The sequence below is a fragment of the Actinomadura logoneensis genome (assembly GCF_003428695.1).
Classification (GTDB): Bacteria; Actinomycetota; Actinomycetes; order Streptosporangiales; family Streptosporangiaceae; genus Spirillospora; species Spirillospora logoneensis.
Map to the genome: position 1 here is coordinate 1 of NZ_QURH01000332.1, position 17,493 is coordinate 17,493.

General features: G+C 75.3%; 11 protein-coding genes. 7 read left to right on the top strand and 4 right to left on the bottom strand.

Annotation, left to right across the window (positions count from 1 at the left end; translation table 11 throughout):
- Positions 1 to 437: 437 nt before the first annotated feature.
- The 5 genes from DZF91_RS21390 (at position 438) to DZF91_RS21415 (ending at position 8,971) form a co-directional block, all read left to right on the top strand.
- On the top strand, positions 438 to 3,707 hold the full coding sequence (locus DZF91_RS21390) for an ATP-dependent helicase (RefSeq protein WP_235834456.1): 3,270 nt from the start codon (positions 438 to 440) through the stop codon (positions 3,705 to 3,707).
- A complete protein-coding gene (locus DZF91_RS21395) occupies positions 3,704 to 7,108 on the top strand; it encodes an ATP-dependent DNA helicase (protein ID WP_117359234.1) in 3,405 nt (1,134 codons plus the stop codon). The genes DZF91_RS21390 and DZF91_RS21395 overlap by 4 nt, the downstream gene beginning before the upstream one ends.
- 75 nt (positions 7,109 to 7,183) lie before the next feature.
- Complete coding sequence (locus DZF91_RS21400; RefSeq protein ID WP_235834457.1) at positions 7,184 to 7,990, top strand: class I SAM-dependent methyltransferase; 807 nt, start codon at positions 7,184 to 7,186, stop codon at positions 7,988 to 7,990.
- 89 nt (positions 7,991 to 8,079) lie between these two features.
- Positions 8,080 to 8,436, top strand: coding sequence for a hypothetical protein (locus DZF91_RS21405; protein ID WP_235834458.1), 357 nt, complete (start codon positions 8,080 to 8,082; stop codon positions 8,434 to 8,436).
- A 130-nt stretch (positions 8,437 to 8,566) separates the two neighbouring features.
- A complete protein-coding gene (locus DZF91_RS21415; protein WP_147341244.1) occupies positions 8,567 to 8,971 on the top strand; it encodes a DUF3592 domain-containing protein in 405 nt (134 codons plus the stop codon).
- Between the two features lie 12 nt (positions 8,972 to 8,983).
- Here the strand turns inward: DZF91_RS21415 and DZF91_RS21420 are convergent, their stop codons facing one another.
- The 4 genes from DZF91_RS21420 to DZF91_RS21435 all read right to left on the bottom strand — a co-directional run bounded on the left by DZF91_RS21420 (position 8,984) and on the right by DZF91_RS21435 (position 15,156).
- On the bottom strand, positions 8,984 to 10,549 hold the full coding sequence (locus DZF91_RS21420) for an AMP-binding protein (protein WP_117359254.1): 1,566 nt from the start codon (positions 10,547 to 10,549) through the stop codon (positions 8,984 to 8,986).
- A 67-nt stretch (positions 10,550 to 10,616) separates the two neighbouring features.
- Entirely contained in the window at positions 10,617 to 12,338 is a 1,722-nt protein-coding gene (locus DZF91_RS21425; protein ID WP_117359237.1) for an IucA/IucC family protein, read from the bottom strand.
- The gene (locus tag DZF91_RS21430; RefSeq protein ID WP_117359238.1) at positions 12,335 to 13,819 is read right to left on the bottom strand and encodes an IucA/IucC family protein; all 1,485 of its coding nucleotides are present in this window, start codon (positions 13,817 to 13,819) and stop codon (positions 12,335 to 12,337) included. The genes DZF91_RS21425 and DZF91_RS21430 overlap by 4 nt, the downstream gene beginning before the upstream one ends.
- A gap of 203 nt (positions 13,820 to 14,022) precedes the next feature.
- Positions 14,023 to 15,156: an ATP-grasp domain-containing protein gene (locus DZF91_RS21435; RefSeq protein WP_117359239.1), complete on the bottom strand. Its 1,134-nt coding sequence runs from the start codon at positions 15,154 to 15,156 to the stop codon at positions 14,023 to 14,025.
- A 115-nt stretch (positions 15,157 to 15,271) separates the two neighbouring features.
- On the opposite strand from DZF91_RS21435, the gene DZF91_RS21440 reads away from it, so the two are divergent.
- Both DZF91_RS21440 and DZF91_RS21445 read left to right on the top strand, forming a co-directional pair.
- On the top strand, positions 15,272 to 15,937 hold the full coding sequence (locus tag DZF91_RS21440; RefSeq protein WP_235834459.1) for an HD domain-containing protein: 666 nt from the start codon (positions 15,272 to 15,274) through the stop codon (positions 15,935 to 15,937).
- Positions 15,938 to 16,009: 72 nt separating this feature from the next.
- Entirely contained in the window at positions 16,010 to 17,392 is a 1,383-nt protein-coding gene (locus DZF91_RS21445; protein WP_117359240.1) for a dipeptidase, read from the top strand.
- Positions 17,393 to 17,493: the final 101 nt, after the last annotated feature.

The following is a 17,493-nucleotide window of genomic DNA, read 5'->3' on the forward strand; positions in this document are numbered from 1 at the left end:
CGGCGCCGGGCCGTCCGCCGGCGGCGGGAGGGGGCGGGGCCGCGCCGGCGGGGGGCGTGGCGGCGTCGGGATCGGGGATCTGGCCGTGGTCGCGCGGGTCCGTGGTTCCCACCCCTTCGAGCGTCGTCTCGGGCGTCGTCGTCGATCCGCGGGTGTCGATCTGCGGGCACCGTACAGCCAACGTGCCCACCGGGCACCGCTGAAACCCGGGAAGCGGCGGGAAAGACGCTGAACGTCGGCTGAACCCATGCCGAACGCGGCCACCGCCTCGCGGGGAGGGTGACGGGGCGGCGACGATGTGTCGTCCCGCCGCAGGTGGGAGGTGTGTGGCCGGACGGTCACCGTGCGGCACATGGGCGACATGCGGCGGATGTGGTCGGGGTAGTCCCGATCATCTGCTGCAATTGAGGGTCGTGTCAGCAGCCTCGTACCGTCTCGTGCGTCGCGCGGGTCCCGCGCGTACCGCCGCGCCCGCTCTGGACGAGCGGCAGCGCGCGGTCGTCGAGCATGCGGGCGGACCGCTGCTGGTGCTGGCGGGGCCGGGCACGGGCAAGACCACCACGATCGTCGAGGCGGTCGTCGACCGGATCGAGAACCGGGGCGTCGACCCCGAGCGGGTGCTCGTGCTCACCTTCAGCCGCAAGGCCGCCGGGGAACTGCGCGAGCGGATCACCGGACGGCTGCGCCGCACCACCCGCACGCCGCTCGCGCTGACCTTCCACAGCTACGCCTACGCGCTGCTGCGCCGCGACGCCGTGCTGAACGACGTGCCCCCGCCGCGCCTGCTGACCGGCCCCGAGCAGCTCCTGGAGGTCCGGCGGCTGCTCCAGGGCGAGCTGATGGACGGCGCGCCCGGCTGGCCGCAGCGGCTGCACGAGACCCTCGCCACCCGCGGGTTCGCCGAGGAGCTGCGCGACTTCATGCTGCGCGCGGGCGAGCGCGGCGTCACGCCCGAGGAGCTGGCGGCCCTCGGCAGGCTGCGCGGGCGCGACGACTGGCCCGCGATCGCCGGGTTCATCGACCGGTACGGCGACCGGTTCGCGCTCGACCCGACGCCGACCTTCGACTACGGCGAGCTGATCCACATCGCGGCGGCGACGCTCGCCGACGAGGAGGTCCGCGTCCGCGAGCGGGACGCCTACGACGCGGTGTTCGTGGACGAGTACCAGGACACCGACCCGGCCCAGGAGGCGCTGCTCCACCACCTGGCGGGCGACGGCCGCGACCTCGTCGTCGTCGGCGACCCGGACCAGTCGATCTACGGGTTCCGGGGCGCGGACGTGCGCGGCATCCTGGAGTTCCCGCGGCGCTTCCGCACCCTGACCGGGGCGCCCGCGCCGGTCGTGGCGCTGCGCACCTGCCGCCGCATGGCCCCCGAGCTGCTGGCCGCGTCCCGCCGGATCGCGCGCCGCCTGCCCGCCGGGACGGCCCTCGCCGCCGAGCACCGCGCCCTCCGCCACCCCTCCGAACTCCCGTCCGCCGAGACCGCCGCCGAGAACCGGCACGACCCCGACGAGGACCGGCACGACCCCGCCGAGGCTGCGCACGACCCCGCCGCCCCGGCCGGGCGGGGGGAGGCGGACGAGGGGATCGCGGGGGAGGTCCGGGCCGTCATCGCCGACTCGGAGTCGCAGGAGGCGGCGCTCGTCGCCGACGAGCTGCGCCGCGCCCACCTGCTGGACGGCGTGCCCTGGTCGCGGATGGCGGTGCTGGTCCGCAGCGCGGTGCGGCAGGTGCCGACGCTGCGCCGCGCGCTGGCGCAGTCGGGCGTCCCGGTCGTCGTCGCGGGCGACGAGGTGCCGCTGGTCGGGGAGCCCGCCGTCCGGCCGTTCCTGGTGCTGCTGCGCGCCGCGCTGAAAAAGGACTACCTGGACGAGGTCGTCGCCGAGGACCTGCTGACCAGCACGCTCGGCGGCGCGGACGCCCTGGCGATGCGGCGGCTCAAGCGGGCGCTGCGCGACCTGGAGGAGATCTCCGGCGGACGCCGCGACCTGGCCGAACTGCTCGTCGCGGCCGTGGACGACCCGCGCGAGCTGGTGCTCGTCCACGAGAAGGTGCGCGCGCCCGCCGAGCGGATCGCGCGGCTGATCGAGGTGGCGCGCCGCACCGCGGCCGAGGGCGGCAGCGCCGAGGACGTGCTGTGGGAGGTGTGGCAGGAGTCCGGGCAGGCGGAGGTCCTGCTGGAGCAGAGCGTGCGGGGCGGCGCGCGCGGCGCGTCCGCCGACCGCGACCTGGACGCCGTCGTCGCGCTGTTCGACGCCGCCGCGCGGTTCGTCGACCGGCTGCCGCAGGCGGGGCCGGAGCTGTTCGTCGACACGGTCTCCGCGCAGGAGATCGCCGGGGACACCCTCGCCGAGCGCGCCCCCGACGGCGAGGCCGTCCGCATCCTCACCGCGCACCGGGCCAAGGGCCTGGAGTGGGACGTGGTGGTCGTCGCGGGCGTCCAGGAGGGCGTCTGGCCGGACGTCCGGCTGCGCGGTTCGCTGCTCGGCGTCGAGGAGCTGGTGGAGCACGCCGCCGGGTCGCAGGTGCCGGAGGAGGGCGCGGCGGCCGGCGCGTCCCTGTCGGCGAAGATGCTGGACGAGGAGCGGCGCCTGTTCTACGTCGCCGTCACCCGCGCGCGCAGGCGCCTGGTCGTGACGGCCGTCGGCGGCGACGACACCGAGGAGCGGCCGTCCCGGTTCCTCAACGAGCTGCTGCCGGGGGCGATCGAGCGGTCCCGGCTGGACGAGCGGACGCGCTGGCTGTCGCTGGCGGCGCTGGTCGCCGACCTGCGCTCGGTGGTCGCCGACCCGGGCCGTCCGGAGCCGATGCGGCGGGCGGCGGCCGGGCACCTGGCGCGGCTCGCGCGCGCGGGTGTCCGGGGCGCGCGGCCGGAGAACTGGTACGCGATCACCGCGCTGTCGGACGCGGGCCCGGCGTTCGGCGCGGACGAGCAGATCACGATCTCGCCGTCCCAGGTCGAGGCGTTCACGACCTGCGGCCTGCGCTGGCTGCTGACCTCGGCCGTCGGCGCGCAGCAGGGCGGCCCGAACGAGTACTCGACCATGGGCAAGGTCGTGCACGCGGTCGCCGAGCTGGCGGGCGCGGACGAGAACGTCACCGAGGTGGACGTCGCGCGCCGCCTGGACGAGATCTGGAACGACCTCGACTTCCGCTCCGCCTGGTACTCGGAGAAGCAGCGCGAGCAGGCCGCCGCGATGGTCGACCGGTTCCTCGCCTGGAACCGGGAGAACCCGAACGAGGTCGTCGCGCTGGAGGAGTCCTTCAAGGTCGACCTCGGCCGCGTCGTCATCAAGGGGCGCATCGACCGCGCCGAGCGGGACGCCGAGGGACGCGCGGTCATCATCGACATCAAGACCTCCACGACGGCCGTCCCCAAGGACGACCTGGCCCGGCACCCGCAGCTCGGCGTGTACCAGTACGCGGTGATGCTCGGCGCGTTCCAGCGGCACGGGCTGGTCGAGCCGGGCGGCGCGAAGCTGGTCCAGGTGGGCAGGGCGGCGTTCGCGAACCGCGTCCGCGAGCAGGAGCAGCCGCCGCCCTCGGACGACCCCGACCCCGAGTGGCCGAAGAGGCTCGTCGAGATCGTCGCGACCGGGATGGCCGGGGAGGTCTTCCAGGCGCGGGCCAACGAGAAGTGTCGGACCTGCCCGGTACGGTCCTGCTGCCCGGTGCACGAGGAGGGGGGACAGGTCGGTCCATGATCACTCCGGCGGAGCTGGCACGGCTGCTCGGGGTGCCGGAGCCGACCGAGGAGCAGGCGCGGGTCATCGAGGCCCCGCTCGCGCCGATGGCGGTGATCGCGGGCGCCGGGTCCGGCAAGAGCGAGACGATGGCGGCGCGGGTCGTCTGGCTGGTCGCGAACGGATTCGTCCGGCCCGAGCGCGTCCTCGGGCTGACCTTCACCCGCAAGGCCGCGGCAGAGCTCGGCGCGCGCGTCCGCAAGCGCCTCGACACGCTGCGCGAGCAGCTTCCCGCGCACGAGCTGGAACGGCTCGGCGGCGAGCAGATCTTCGACGGCGAGCCGATGGTCTCGACCTACCACGCGTACGCGGCGCGGCTGTTCGGCGACCACGCGCTGCGCGAGGCGCTGGAGCCGACGATGCGGCTGATCTCCCCGGCGGTCGCCTGGCAGATGTGCTCGCGCGTGGTGGACGCCTACGCCGGCCCGATGGACCGGATCGACTGGTCGCCGGACACGGTCACCAAGGCCGTCATGGAACTCGGCGGCGACCTCTCCGAGCACCTGCGCACCCCGGACGACGTCCGCCGCATCGGGGAGCGGCTGGAGGCGATGTTCGCCGCGCTGCGCAAGCCGCTCAAGGCGCAGCGGGACATCCTCGCCAAGCAGGAGGTCCGGGAGCAGCTGATGCCGCTGGTCGAGCGGTACCAGCAGGCCAAGCGCGCGCGCGAGGTCATCGACCACGGCGACCAGATGGCCCTCGCCGCGCGGATCGCCCGCAACCACCCCGAGGTCGGGATGATCGAGCGGTCCCGGTTCCCGGTCGTCCTGCTGGACGAGTACCAGGACACCAGCCAGGCCCAGCTCGTCCTGCTGACCTCGCTGTTCGGCGGCGGGCACGCGGTGACGGCGGTCGGCGACCCGTGCCAGTCGATCTACGGGTGGCGCGGCGCGAGCGCGGGCAACCTGCTGCGGTTCGCCCACGACTTCCCGCGCCGTCCGGCGGCCGGGTCCGTCCCGGCGGAGCCCGCGCCGGTCAACAAGCTGAGCCGCAGCTTCCGCAACGGCGAGCGCATCCTGGACGCCGCCGCGCGCGTCCAGGCCGAGCTGCGCGCGGACGCCCGCGACGTGCCGGTGCTGGTCCCCGGCGCGGGCCGGGAGGGGCGCGGCCGGGTCGAGTGCGCGCTGTTCGCCACGGTCGAGGACGAGGCCGACCGGATCGCCGAGCGGATCGTCCAGCTGATGGGCCCGACCGAGTACGCCCCGGACGGCGGCCCCGCCGGGGCCGAGCCGCTGAAGTGGTCCGACATCGCCGTCCTGGCCCGCAAGCGGTCCCAGTTCCCGCTGCTGCGCCGGGCCCTGGAGTTGCGGGACGTGCCGGTCGAGGTGGTCGGGCTCGGCGGCCTGCTGACCGTCCCGGAGGTGCAGGACGTCGTCGCGACGCTGCGCGTCATGCACGACCCGACCGCCGGGGCGTCCCTCGCGCGGCTGCTCACCGGCCCGCGCTGGCGGCTCGGCCCGCGCGACCTGGTCGCCCTCGGCCGCCGCGCCCGCGCCCTCGCCAACGAGCAGGCCCGCGACGTCACCCCGCCGGAACCGTCGCCCGAGCAGCCGCCCGAGCCTTCGTCGGAGCCCTCGGCGGCCGACGCGTCCGGGACGCCCGCCGCGGACGGCGCGGACGGCTCAGGGAACGACCCGCTGCGGCAGCTCGTGTCGGAGCTGAACCAGGAGACCGGCAGCCTGGTGGACGCCCTGGACGACCTCGGCGACCCGGCCGCGTACTCGCCGGAGGGCTTCGGGCGGCTGCGCCGGCTGCGCGACGAGCTGCGGCACCTGCGGTCCCAGGTGGGGCTGCCGCTGCCCGACCTGGTCGCCGAGGTGGAGCGGGCGCTCGGCCTGGACATCGAGGTCGCCGCGCGGTCCGGGCTCGACCCGGTCACCGCCCGCGCCGACCTGGACGCCTTCGTCGGCGCCGCCGCCGACTTCGCCGGGGACGCCGAGGACCCGACGCTCGGCGCGTTCCTGGCCTACCTGACCGCCGCCGAGTCCGAGGAGTTCGGCTTGGAGGCCGGGCGGGTCGGCGAGACCGACAGCGTGAAGCTGCTGACCGTGCACGCGTCCAAGGGGCTGGAGTGGCCGGTCGTCATCGTCCCGGGGCTGTCGTCGGTGCCGCAGAAGAACGGCGCCCCGGCCAAGGGCTCGATCTTCCCCTCGCCGCCGCAGAACACCACCCGCTGGACGGCCAACGCGCGCGTCCTGCCGTTCCCGCTCCGCGGCGACTACGCCGACCTGCCGAAGCTGAACGGGCTGGAGAAGGACGACCTCGCCCGGTTCGACGAGGAGTCGATCCGGCGCGACCTGCTGGAGGAGCGCCGCCTCGCCTACGTCGCGCTGACCCGCGCGTCCGCGCTGCTGATCGCGACCGGGTACTGGTGGGGGTCGTCGAGCCGCCCGGTCGGGCCGTCCCCGTACCTGGAGGAGGTCCGCGAGGTGTGCGTGGCGGGCGCGGGCACCGTCGCCGTCTGGACCGACCCGCCCGGCGAGGACGAGACCAACCCGCTGCTCACCGAGCAGCGGGAGGCCGAGTGGCCGGTCGCGCCCGGCGACCTCGGCGCGTCCGACGCGTCCGCGCGGGCCCGCTACGAGGCGATCGTCGAGGCGGCCGGGATGGTCCGGGACGCGATGCGCGGCAGCACCGGGCTGTGGGCGGGCACCGGCGGCCTGTCCGACGACGACCGGGGCCGCATGACCGCGTGGGCGCGCGACGTGGAGCTGCTGCTCGCCGAGCGCGACCGGGGCCGGTGCGGGGACGGCCTGCTGGTCGAGCTGCCCGCGAACCTGACCGTGTCGTCGCTGGTCACGCTCGCGAGCGACCCGGCGGCGCTGGCCCGGCAGATCCGCCGGCCGATGCCGCGCCGCCCCGCGCCGTACGCGCGCCGGGGCACCGCCTTCCACGCCTGGCTGGAGAGCCGCTGGGGCCAGCAGCGCCTGATGGACATGGGCGAACTGCCCGGCTCGGCCGACGAGGGCGCCGCCGACGACGCGCAGCTCGGCCGGCTCCAGGAGATGTTCGAGCGGTCGGAGTGGGCGGACCGCGAGCCGCTGGACGTCGAGGTCCCGTTCGAGACGATCGTCGGCGACCGGCTCGTCCGGGGCCGGATGGACGCGGTGTTCCGCAACGCCGACGGCACCTACGAGGTCGTGGACTGGAAGACCGGCGTCCCGCCGGACGGCCCCGCCGCCGATGCCGCCGCCGTCCAGCTCGCCGCCTACCGCGTCGCGTGGGCCGAGCTCGCGGGCGTCCCGCTGGACCGGGTCAGCGCCGCTTTCCACTACGTGAAGGCGAACCACACCATCCGTCCGGCCGACCTGCTCGACGGTGCGGGCCTCGCCGCGCTGCTGGACGGCATCCCCGCCGCCTGACCGGATATGTCCCCCCGGAGCGCCGTTCAGAGCGGGCGGAAACGGGGGAAGATCCCGGGAAACCGAGGAGGCGGCGTGGCGGTGTCCCCTGTCGAGAGGTCTTCTGTCGAGAGTCACGGCGACAGGATCGTGCGCGAGTTCACCAGGCAGGCGGAGGGCTTCGCCGATCCGCGCCGCAACTCCGCGCTCACGGCGCAGCTCGGGCGGCTCGTCCGGTTCCTGGAGCCCGAGCTCGACCCCGAGGACGTCATGCTGGAGGTCGCCGCCGGGACGGCGCTGGTCTCGCGGGCCGTCGCGGGCCGCGTCCGGCACGCGACCGCGCTCGACCTGACCCCGGCGATGCTCGCCGAGGGCAAGCGCGCCGCCGACGCGTCCGGCGTCACCAACCTGACGTTCACCAGGGGCGACGCCACCGACCTGCCCTACCTGGACCGCTCGTTCACGCTCGTCGTCACCCGGTTCTCCCTGCACCAGGTGGAGGCCCCGGACGCGGTCGTGCGCGAGATGGTGCGGGTGGCCCGGCCGGGCGCCGCGATCGTCGTCGCCGACCTGGTCCGCCCGGACGGCCTGGGCGGCGACCCGGACCGCATCGAGCGGCTGCGCGACCCGTCCCACGGGACGCTGCGCACCGAGGCCGCGATCGCCGCGATGCTGACCACCGCGGGCGCCGAGGTGCGCCGCGCGGAGCGCTTCGACGTCGTCCGCCCGCTGGAACCGTGGCTGGAGTTCACCGGCACGCCGCCCGAGACGGCCGCCGCCGTCCGCAAGGAGATGGAGGCCGAGGTCGCGGGCGGCGCCCAGACCGGCATGCGGCCCCTCATGGTGGACGGCGCGCTGCACTTCACCCACACGCACGCCTTCGTGCAGGCGACGGCGGGCTGAACTGCGTCCAGGCGACGGCGGGATGAACCGGACGGGTTTCTCGACCAAACGTTCGACGTTCTTCGCTCAGGTGTTCTATGTTGTCCGCCATGGGTTCCAGCACCGCTCTTCCCCTGGAGCGCGAACCGGCCGCGCTCGCGATGCGGATCGGGATCGTCGCCGCCGAGGCCGCGCTCGCCACGTTCGCGCGCAACCTCGACCTCGACGACCTCGCGGACGGGGAGACCGACTTCCGCGGCGCCATCGGCCCCGCCGAGTGGCCCGTCTTCTCGCTGGTCATCGACACCCTCGCCGAGGCGGCCCCCGGCGACGACCGCCCCCTGGACGAGCGCCGCGCCGACGCCCTGAACGACCTGGCCCGCATCTGCATGGCCGCCCGCGCCACCGCCGACGCGACCCTCACCGCCCCCACCACCGCCACCACCGCCACCGACGCCGCCGCCTGACCGCTGCTCCCTGAGCCCTGTTGGCGGCCTGTGGCCGTGTCCGTTGCGGGCCTGGGAACGCTGATGACCGCCTTTTCCCGGGCTTCCGCGCGGTTCACAATGGGCTCGGCGGTCGAGCGGAGGCGCGTGGTTGCGGCATCCGGTGGCGGTGGTCTTCGGGTTGATCGCGGCGATGGTCGCGGTGCCGATGTCGGCCGCGCTGGTGCGGCAGCTCCTGGTACGCGGCTGGTCACGGCGCGGTGGGCTCACGGTCGGGATCGTCGTCCGGCGGTGCGTCGAGCGCGCGACGGCCGGTCCGCCGACCTGGCAGGTGACGGACGTCCGCTACTCGATCGTGAAATACGCCGACCGGGACGGGAACGAGCACACCGTCCGCGCCGCCGACCTCCCCGTGGGGGAGTTCGTGCGGGTGGTCTACGACCCGAGGCACCCGCACCGGGCGTTCGCCGGGCCCGACGACGGCGTCGCGCCGCTCGCGGTCGTGGGCGGAGGCGCCGCCCTTCTGGCCGCCGGGCTGCTCCTGTGGGGATGGTGAGGTGAAGTCAGGTCAGGTCAGGTCGCGGGCTCTGATCTTGCCGGTGCTGGTCCGGGGGAGTTCCCGGACGAAGTGGACGTCGCGCGGGACCTTGTACCGGGCCAGGTGGTCGCGGACGTGGGCCTTCACGGCGTCCTCGGTGACGGACGCGCCGTCGCGCGGGACGATCCAGGCGGCGAGGCGCCTGCCGAAGTCGTCGTCGTCCACACCCCGGACGGTGACCTCGGCGATGTCCGGGTGGGCGGCCAGCAGGTCCTCGACCTCGCCGGGGAAGACGTTCTCGCCGCCGGACACGATCATGTCGTCGGCGCGGCCGTCGATGAACAGGCGTCCGTCCGCGTCGACGTGGCCGAGGTCGCCGCTGCCGGTCAGGCCGTCGCGGACGCGCTTGGAGCCGCCGCCCGTGTACCCGGTGAAGCGCAGCCCGCCGCCGGTGTAGATCTCGCCGACCTCGCCCGGCGGCAGCTCCTCGCCGTCCTCGTCCAGGATCCTGATGGTGATCCCGAGCGACGGCCGGCCGACCGTGCCGGGCGCGGCGCGCAGGTCGGCGGGGGTGGCGATGGTGGCCCAGCCGGTCTCGGTCGCGCCGTAGATGTTGACCAGGACGTCCCCGAACGCGTCCATGAAGCGCTCCGACAGGTGCGGCTGGAGCGCGGCGCCGCCGCAGACGACGGCCCTGAGGGACGCGGGGCGCGGGCCGTCCGGGACGTCCAGCAGCCGGTCCAGCATGACCGGGACGGCGACCAGCGCGGCGGCGTCGTGCTCGGCCATCAGGCGCAGCAGCCGGGCGGCGTCGAAGCGGCGGGTCAGGATCAGCGGCATCCCGAGGGCGAGGCCCGCGAAGCCGTACGCCATCCCGAGCAGGTGGAACAGCGGCGGCGCGACCGCGATCGGCGCGCCGGACCGCAGCGGGACGCGCATCATGTGCGTGATCCCGGCGGGCAGCAGCATCGCGGGGCCGAGGTCGTGCCGCGCGCCCTTGGGCGTGCCGGTCGTCCCGGACGTCATGATGACCACGCGGCTCGTGCGCGGCGGCTTGTGCGGCTCGGCGGCGGTCGCGGCGACCAGCTCGTCGATCGACTCGTGCTTGCCGTCGGGGTCGTCGCGCCAGGCGTGGACGCGCCGTCCCGCGAAGCCCGACTCGTCCGCCACGCCGTCGAACTCCTGGTCGTGGACGAGCAGCCCGACGCCCTCGCGCGCGGCGACCTCGCCGAGCTGCCGCGCGGAGAAGTCGGTGTTCAGCAGGACGACGTCGTTGCCCAGCCGCGACGCCGCGAGCACGGCCTCCAGGAACCCGCGGTGGTTGCGGCACAGCACGCCGACGCGGTCGTCCTGCCCGACGCGGGCGCGCAGGGCGGTCGCGAGCGCGGCCACGCGGTCCTCGAGCTCGCGGTGGGTGAGCGCGCCGCGGTCGTCCAGCACGGCGGTGCGGTCGGGGAAGCGCAGCGCGGCCATGGCCTCGACCGTGCCGGGCGTCGCGCCGTAGCGGACGTACTGCAGCGGCAGCCGGACGGCCCGGTCCGGACGCACCGGGCGCAGCACGCCCGCGTCCCAGACCGCTCTGGGGATTCGCGTCACCGTTCGCACCCACTCGAACGCCACGGTCTTCTCCTTCGCCGGGGGGACGATGACGGGTCAATACCCATCATTCACGGCTCTCCACCCGCAGCGGGTTGGCGACGGGGACGTATCCGGCGGCGCGGTCGGCGGACCGGGACCAACGCGTCCGCAGGTTCGCCTTCGCCGGGACCGGGACGCCCGCCAGCAGCGCGCGCAGCCGGGGGTCGCCGCCCGCGAAGTACGGCCGGGCCGCCCGCCAGAGCCGGGCCTCGAACCCGGAGTCCCGGTCGGAGCGCAGGTCGGCGAGCGCGGCGGCGACCTCGGCGAGGTGGTTGACGACCAGGCAGTAGACGACCCTGTCCCAGCCCCGGTGCTCGTCGTAGGTGACCGCCTCGCGCACGCGCGCGGGCAGGTGGCCCAGGTCCCAGCGGCCCGCGACGAGCTTGGTGCCCTCCAGGTCGCGGAACGCCGCCCGGACGGGCATCCCGTCGTCGTCCACGCACACCAGCACGTTCTGGAGGTGCGGTTCCAGGACCACGCCGTACTCAAGAAAGGCCCGCAGGACGGGCGGCACGACCTGGGAGAGGTAGGCGTCCCACCAGGCCAGCGGCTCGGAGCGGACGGCGGCCAGCCCAGCGAGCGCGACGGGAGCGACGGGAGCGGCGGAGGCACCGGCCAAGCCGGGCGAGGTGAGACCGGGCGCGGTGAGACCGGGCGCGGTGAGGGCGGGCGCGGTGAGGGCGGCGGCGAGCAGCGGACGGCCAGGCAGCCCCCGCACGCCCTGCCGGACGATCACGCCGAGCCCCTCGTACACGCGGCGGCCCGCCAGCGCGACCGTCCGGTACGCGGGTTCGGCGAGCAGCGTCGCGCCGAGCGCCGCGAACACCGGACGCAGCATGCGGTCCAGCGCGACGGCGCCGCTCAGCTCGTACCAGGCGTTCTTCCGGACGCAGTTGGTGATCCGCACGTCCAGGCCGAACTTCAGGAACGCGTCGGCGTCCGGAAGGTACACCGTCCGGACGGACGACGTCGGGTGGGCGTCCGACGGTCCCGGGCCGAGGTCGCGGACGAGCCCGTCGGCGAACGCGCGGCGCAGGAGCGGATCGTCCCGGAGCAGGTCGAGCTGCCACGGATGCGCGGGCAGCAGGCGGTGGCCCGGCGGCGCGGCGAACGGCTCGAGCGCCGCGAACGCGGCCGGGTCGCCCTCCTCGGCCAGCAGCGGTTCGGGGACGGCCAGCCAGCGGGGCCGGAACCGCGCGCGGGCCTCCGGCGCGTAGGGGAGCCATTCGGCGGGCGTCCCCTGCCGGGCCTTCGGCGACGGATGGAACCGGTGCCCGAACACCAGCGACTGCTCCGACTCCACGAACGCGTCGTCGCCCGCCTCGGTTCGCGCCCGCGCGGCGAGGACGGCGGCGAGCGCCCGGTGACCGTCCTCGACCTGCGGCACGAACTCGGGGTTGGCGCGTCCGGTGGACAGCTCCAGCTCCCCGGCGATCAGGGAGGCCAGCCGCGCCCAGCCCGCCGCGATCCAGGTCCCGTCGCGGTGCTCCTCGAACGGCGGGACGAGCCGGAACGTCGGGCCGTGCGGCGGGCGCGCGAGCCCGGCGCGCAGCAGCACCCCGACGCGCGGGAGCCGCATGACCAGGCGGCGGTCCTCGGGGAACAGCTGCCGTTCCGGCCCGCACACCTCGCGGACCAGGCAGTTCAGCAGCGCCACGGCGGTGCCGTCGGCCGCCGTGGCGGCGGCGTCGCAGGCCGGGGCCGCGTCGGTGGTGGTCTCGGGAGCGGCGGGGCGGGTGAGCGTCAAGTCAGGTCCCGTAGGTAGTTGGGCCCGTCCGGGCCGTAGTGCTTGTTGATGTCGGCGGCGCCGGTGCGGGCCTTGTCGACCAGCGTTCCGGCGGTGACCATCGCCTTGCCCGGCAGGGACGGCGCGTCCAGCACGCGGGCGCGCAGGAACGCGTCGTCCGGGCCGAGCAGGGCGTCCAGGCGGTCGCGGATCATGGCCAGGCCCTCCGCGCGCGGCAGCAGGCCGTGCCGGGCGAGCGCGAACGCGGGCGCGGCGGCGCACAGGTGCAGGGTGATCGTGATGAACACGCGGGCGAGGGCGTCGGGATCGCGGGTGCGCATCCGGTGGTCCTCGAACGGGCAGGGCGCGCCGAGGACGTCCGGGTCGGCGAGCATCCCGTCGTTGTCCTTCAGCAGCAGCCGCAGCGGCTCGCCGGGCGCGAGGACGAGCGCGACGTTCTGCTGGTGCGCCTCCAGCGCGACCCCGCGCCGGAACAGCGCGACGTTCCAGCCCAGCAGGGCGTCCAGGTACCGGCCGAACAGGTCGCGAACGTCCCAGCGCTCGACGACCAGGCCGCCGTCCGGGTGCGGGGCGGTGAGCGCGGCGACCGGCACGACGTGCGCGCCCGCCGTCGCGGCCGGGAACCGGCGGACGAGGTAGCCCAGCAGCGGCGTCCCCGCGTGCGCGTACGTCTGCTCGTCGGCCAGCAGGACGGGGTGTTCCTCCTCGGCGAGGACGCCGCGCAGCAGCCGCTCGGCGAGCGCGCCGTCCGGCAGGGTGCCCGGGACGATCGTCCGCCGGTTCCGCAGGCCGAGCGTGCTCGTCGGCAGCGGCACCTTCACGTGGACGGACGGCGCGGCGGCCAGCGTCCGCATCGACAGCGTCGGACGCACCGGGCGGAACGCCTCGGGCAGCACCTCCACGCGCTCCCGGACGGCCCGGACCGCCAGCGGATGGACCGGGAACAGCTCCGGATCGGGCCACCAGCCGGGCAGCTCGCCCGCCGCGACGATCCGGTCCGGGGGCACGCGCGCCCACCGCAGCGGGAACTCGGGTGCGTACTCGGGCGCGTATCGCCGCAGGTCGGTAGGGGTGAGTCCGGCGCGGGCGCGCGCGCACGGATACACCGGATGCTCGGTGTGCGCGGCGAGCGAGTCGTAGAAGACGCCGGGCCCGAGCGGGTCGATCCGCGCCACCCGTCGCAGGACCTCCGGGCGCGCGCGGTCCGCGAGGAGGGTGGCGGACAGCGCCTCCCGGCACTCGCGCACGAACGCCGCCACGTCGTCCTGCGGATCGGCCACCCGGCGGACGATCGCGAGCACGTCGCCCAGCCGGAGTTCCTGGTCGGCGTCGACGACGGCGCGCGATAAGAAACCCGGATGTAAGTCGCCTGCCGAGCCGTCCGGCCGGAGCCTGATGGGCGGGGAGCCGGGCGGGGCGAGGACGCCATCGCGCGCGTACGAGCGCAGCCCGCCGTAGTCCTCGCGGAGCAAAGCGTCCATGACCCGCGCCGCAAGCACCCCTTCGGCCGACACGCGCGCCCCGTGACCACGAGGCCCGGGAATCCCGGCGCCGGAGGACGACGCGCGGACGGCGGAGGCGGAGGCGGCAGACGCGCGACCAGACGCGCGACCAAAGGCAGCGGAGGCATCTGCGGAGTCGGAAGCGGATGCGGCGGAGGCGCGGGGGCTGCTGTTCTCGGAGGTCACGCGATGGTCCAGGTGTGCGCTGCGCGGAAGCGGGTGACGGCGTCCTCCACCGCGTCGCGGGACGGTCCGATCGCGCGGATCGTTCCGAGGTAGTCGCGGTTGGTGCGGGTCAGCGGCGCGTGCGCGCCGACCGGACGCAGCGGACGGTAGGTGAGCGCGACGCCGTCGTCGAGCAGGTCGGCGGCGTCCGGGGCGGAGGTCAGCGTGCCCGCGCGCTCCGCGAGCACCCAGTCGGCGACCGCGTGCCGGTCGCGGCGCGGGGCCGCCGCGGGCAGGCGCTCGCCCAGGTGGACGCGGAGGATCCACGCGAACAGCGGCACCCCGAGCAGGTCGGCCAGCAGGAAGTCGCAGTGGTCGCCGATGAGCCGGTAGTTGACCTCGATGATCCGCGCCCGTCCCTCGTGGACGACGAACTCGGTGTGGCACGCGCCGAACCCGACGCCCAGCGCGTCGAGCTGCGCGAGGACCTGCGGCGTCTCGGGCGGCGGCGGCGCCCACTCCAGGCGCTCCTCGACGAAGTGCGGGGGCGCCGACAGCCGGGTCCGGAACGAGCCGAGGACGCGCAGCTCGTGGCCGTCCCCGAGGGTCTCCAGCGTGTGCAGGTCCCCGGGCAGGTACTCCTCGACGATGAGCGGGCGTCCCGGCCCGATCCGCGCGCGCCGCTCGGCCAGCTCGGCGGCGTCCGCCACCAGGACGACGTCCTCGCCGGCCACGCCCTCGCGCGGCTTGAGGACGAGCGGATACGGCGCCTCCGGCGGGACGCGGTCGGCAGGCGCCGTGAACACCGGGTCGAGCGCGGCCAGGGCGCGCCGCGTCTCGTGCTTGTTCTTGGCGCGGACGGCGGCCCGCCAGTCCTTGCCCGGCAGGCCGAGGTAGGCGGCGGCGAGCGCGGCCGGGGCCTGCAGGAAGTCGGAGTTGGTGAAGACCGCGTCCGGCCGTCCCGCCGCGATGATCTCGCGGAAATCGGTGACGTCGCACCGCACGACCGCGCCGTCGAAGACCTCGGCGTGCGCGTCCGGGTGGTCGGTCAGCACGGTCACGTCCAGGCCCAGCGCGGTGGCGGCGGGCAGGAACCCGTGCGCGACGGAGTCGGTGAGCTTCCCGGAGACGAGGTGGAGCGCGGCGGACACGGCACCCTTCTTCCCTGCGGTAAGTGAGGTTAGCCTTGCCTAACTCAGAGCGCCACCATAGTGGCGACGCCCGGCCCGGTGTGCAAGAACGGCGGCTCGCGTGTTTGATGGCTCCATGGAACCGGCCGGCACCGACCCCGTCGAGAGGGACCCCGCGGAGAACCAGGTCGTGCGCGCGCTCGTGGAGCGGTGGGTCGCGCTCGCCGGGCCGGCCACCCGCCACATCGGCGAGGAGCTCGCCGTCCGGTACGCCGAACCGCACCGCCGGTACCACGGGCTCGCGCACCTCGCCGCCGTCCTCGACCTGGTGGACGAGCTGGCCGCGCACGCCGACGACCCCGACGCCGTCCGGATCGCCGCCTGGTTCCACGACGCCGTCTACGACCCGCAGCGCGCCGACAACGAGGCCCGCAGCGCCCGCCTCGCCGCCCGGATGCTCGCCGACACCGACCTCGCGCCGGGCCGCCTCGCCGAGGTCGTCCGGCTGGTCGAGCTGACCGAGAGCCACGCCCCGGACGACGCCGACCGCGACGGCCAGGTGCTCTGCGACGCCGACCTCGCGGTCCTCGGCGCGGACCCGGACCGCTACGCCGCCTACGCCGCCGCCGTCCGGGAGGAGTACGCCTTCGTCCCCGAGGAGGTCTTCCGCGCCGGACGGGCCGCGATCCTGCGCGCCCTGCTCGACCGGCCGCGCGTCTTCCACACGCCCGAGGCGAGCGCCCGTTTCGAGGCCGCCGCCCGGCGCAACGCCGGCACCGAGCTCCTGCTCCTCGACGCCTGAACCGCCACGCGTCGCCCGGCTCGGACGTCCCCTAAAGTTCAGGGGCAAAGCATCTTGCAAGGGAGCATGTCAGTGGACGTTGTGGAGTACATCCAGGCCAACAAGGCCCAGTTCTTCGCGGACCTCAAGGAGTGGCTGGCGATCCCGTCCATCTCCGGGGACCCCGCCCACCACGACGACGTGCGCCGCTCGGCCGACTGGCTCGCGGAGTACCTGCGCGGCCAGGGCTTCCCGACGGTGGAGGTCTGGCCGACCGCCGGGCTGCCCGCCGTGTACGCCGAGTGGCCCGCCGCCGACCCGGACGCGCCGTCCGTGCTGGTCTACGGGCACCACGACGTCCAGCCGGTGACCCCGCTGGAGGAGTGGGACACCGACCCCTTCACGCCGGTCGAGCAGGGCGACCAGCTCGTCGCCCGCGGCACGTCCGACGACAAGGGCCAGGTCTTCTTCCACACCCTCGGCCTGCGGGCCAACCTCGCCGCGAACGGGACGGACGCGCCGCCCGTGACGATCAAGCTGCTGGTCGAGGGCGAGGAGGAGTCCGGCTCGGTGCACTTCGCCGAGCTGCTGACCGAGCGCCGCGAGCGGCTCGCCGCCGACGCCGTGATCATCTCCGACACCACCATGTGGTCGGCGGACGTCCCTTCCATGTGCACCGGCATGCGCGGCCTGGCCGAGGCCGAGATCACCCTGCGCGGCGCCGAGGTCGACCTGCACTCCGGGTCGTTCGGCGGGGCCGTCCCGAACGCGCTGCACGCCATGGTCGAGCTGCTCGGCAAGCTGCACGACGCCGACGGCCGGGTCACCGTGCCGGGCTTCTACGACGACGTCGTCCCGCTCACCGACGAGGAGCGTGAGCTGTTCGCGCGCCTGCCGTTCGACGAGGCGGGCTGGCTGGAGACCGCCGGCAACAGCCGCGCCGCGTACGGCGAGGCGGGCTTCACCACCCTGGAGCGCATCTGGGCGCGCCCGACCGCCGAGATCAACGGCCTGTGGGGCGGGCACACCGGCCCCGGCGGCAAGACCATCGTGCCGCGCGAGGCGCACGCCAAGCTCTCCTTCCGGCTGGTCGCCGGGCAGGAGCCGGCCAAGGTCCGGGACGCCTTCGTCGCCTGGGTCGAGGCGAACGCCCCGGCGGGCGTCGAGGTCGAGGTCCGCACGCCGGGCGGCGGCGTCCGGCCGTGCTTCTCGCCGATCGACTCGGCGGGCGTCGCCGCCGCGCGGCGCGCGATGGAGAAGGCGTTCGGCAAGGAGGTCCTGTTCACCCGCGAGGGCGGCTCCGGCCCCGAGGCCGACCTGGCCGACATCCTCGAGGCGCCGCTGGTGTTCGTCGCCGTCGGGCTGAACGACGACCGCATCCACGCGCCGAACGAGAAGGTCGAGATGCCGCTGCTGCTCAAGGGCGCCGAGGCCGCCGCCTACCTCTGGGACGAGCTGGCGACCGCGCTGCGCTAGCGTGAGCGGGTGAGTGATTCCCCCCTGGCAGGCAGCGAGAACGGCACCGGGACCGGCGTCGCGGACGGCACCGGGACCGGCGTCGCGGACGGCGGCGGGCA

Bases quoted from the DNA above. Each gene is read 5' to 3' on its own strand.
- DZF91_RS21395 (WP_117359234.1), top strand. From the start codon at position 3,704: ATGATCACTCCGGCGGAGCTGGCACGGCTGCTCGGGGTGCCGGAGCCG.
- DZF91_RS21440 (WP_235834459.1), top strand. From the start codon at position 15,272: ATGGAACCGGCCGGCACCGACCCCGTCGAGAGGGACCCCGCGGAGAAC.
- DZF91_RS21405 (WP_235834458.1), top strand. From the start codon at position 8,080: ATGGGTTCCAGCACCGCTCTTCCCCTGGAGCGCGAACCGGCCGCGCTC.
- DZF91_RS21430 (WP_117359238.1), bottom strand. From the start codon at position 13,819: ATGGACGCTTTGCTCCGCGAGGACTACGGCGGGCTGCGCTCGTACGCG.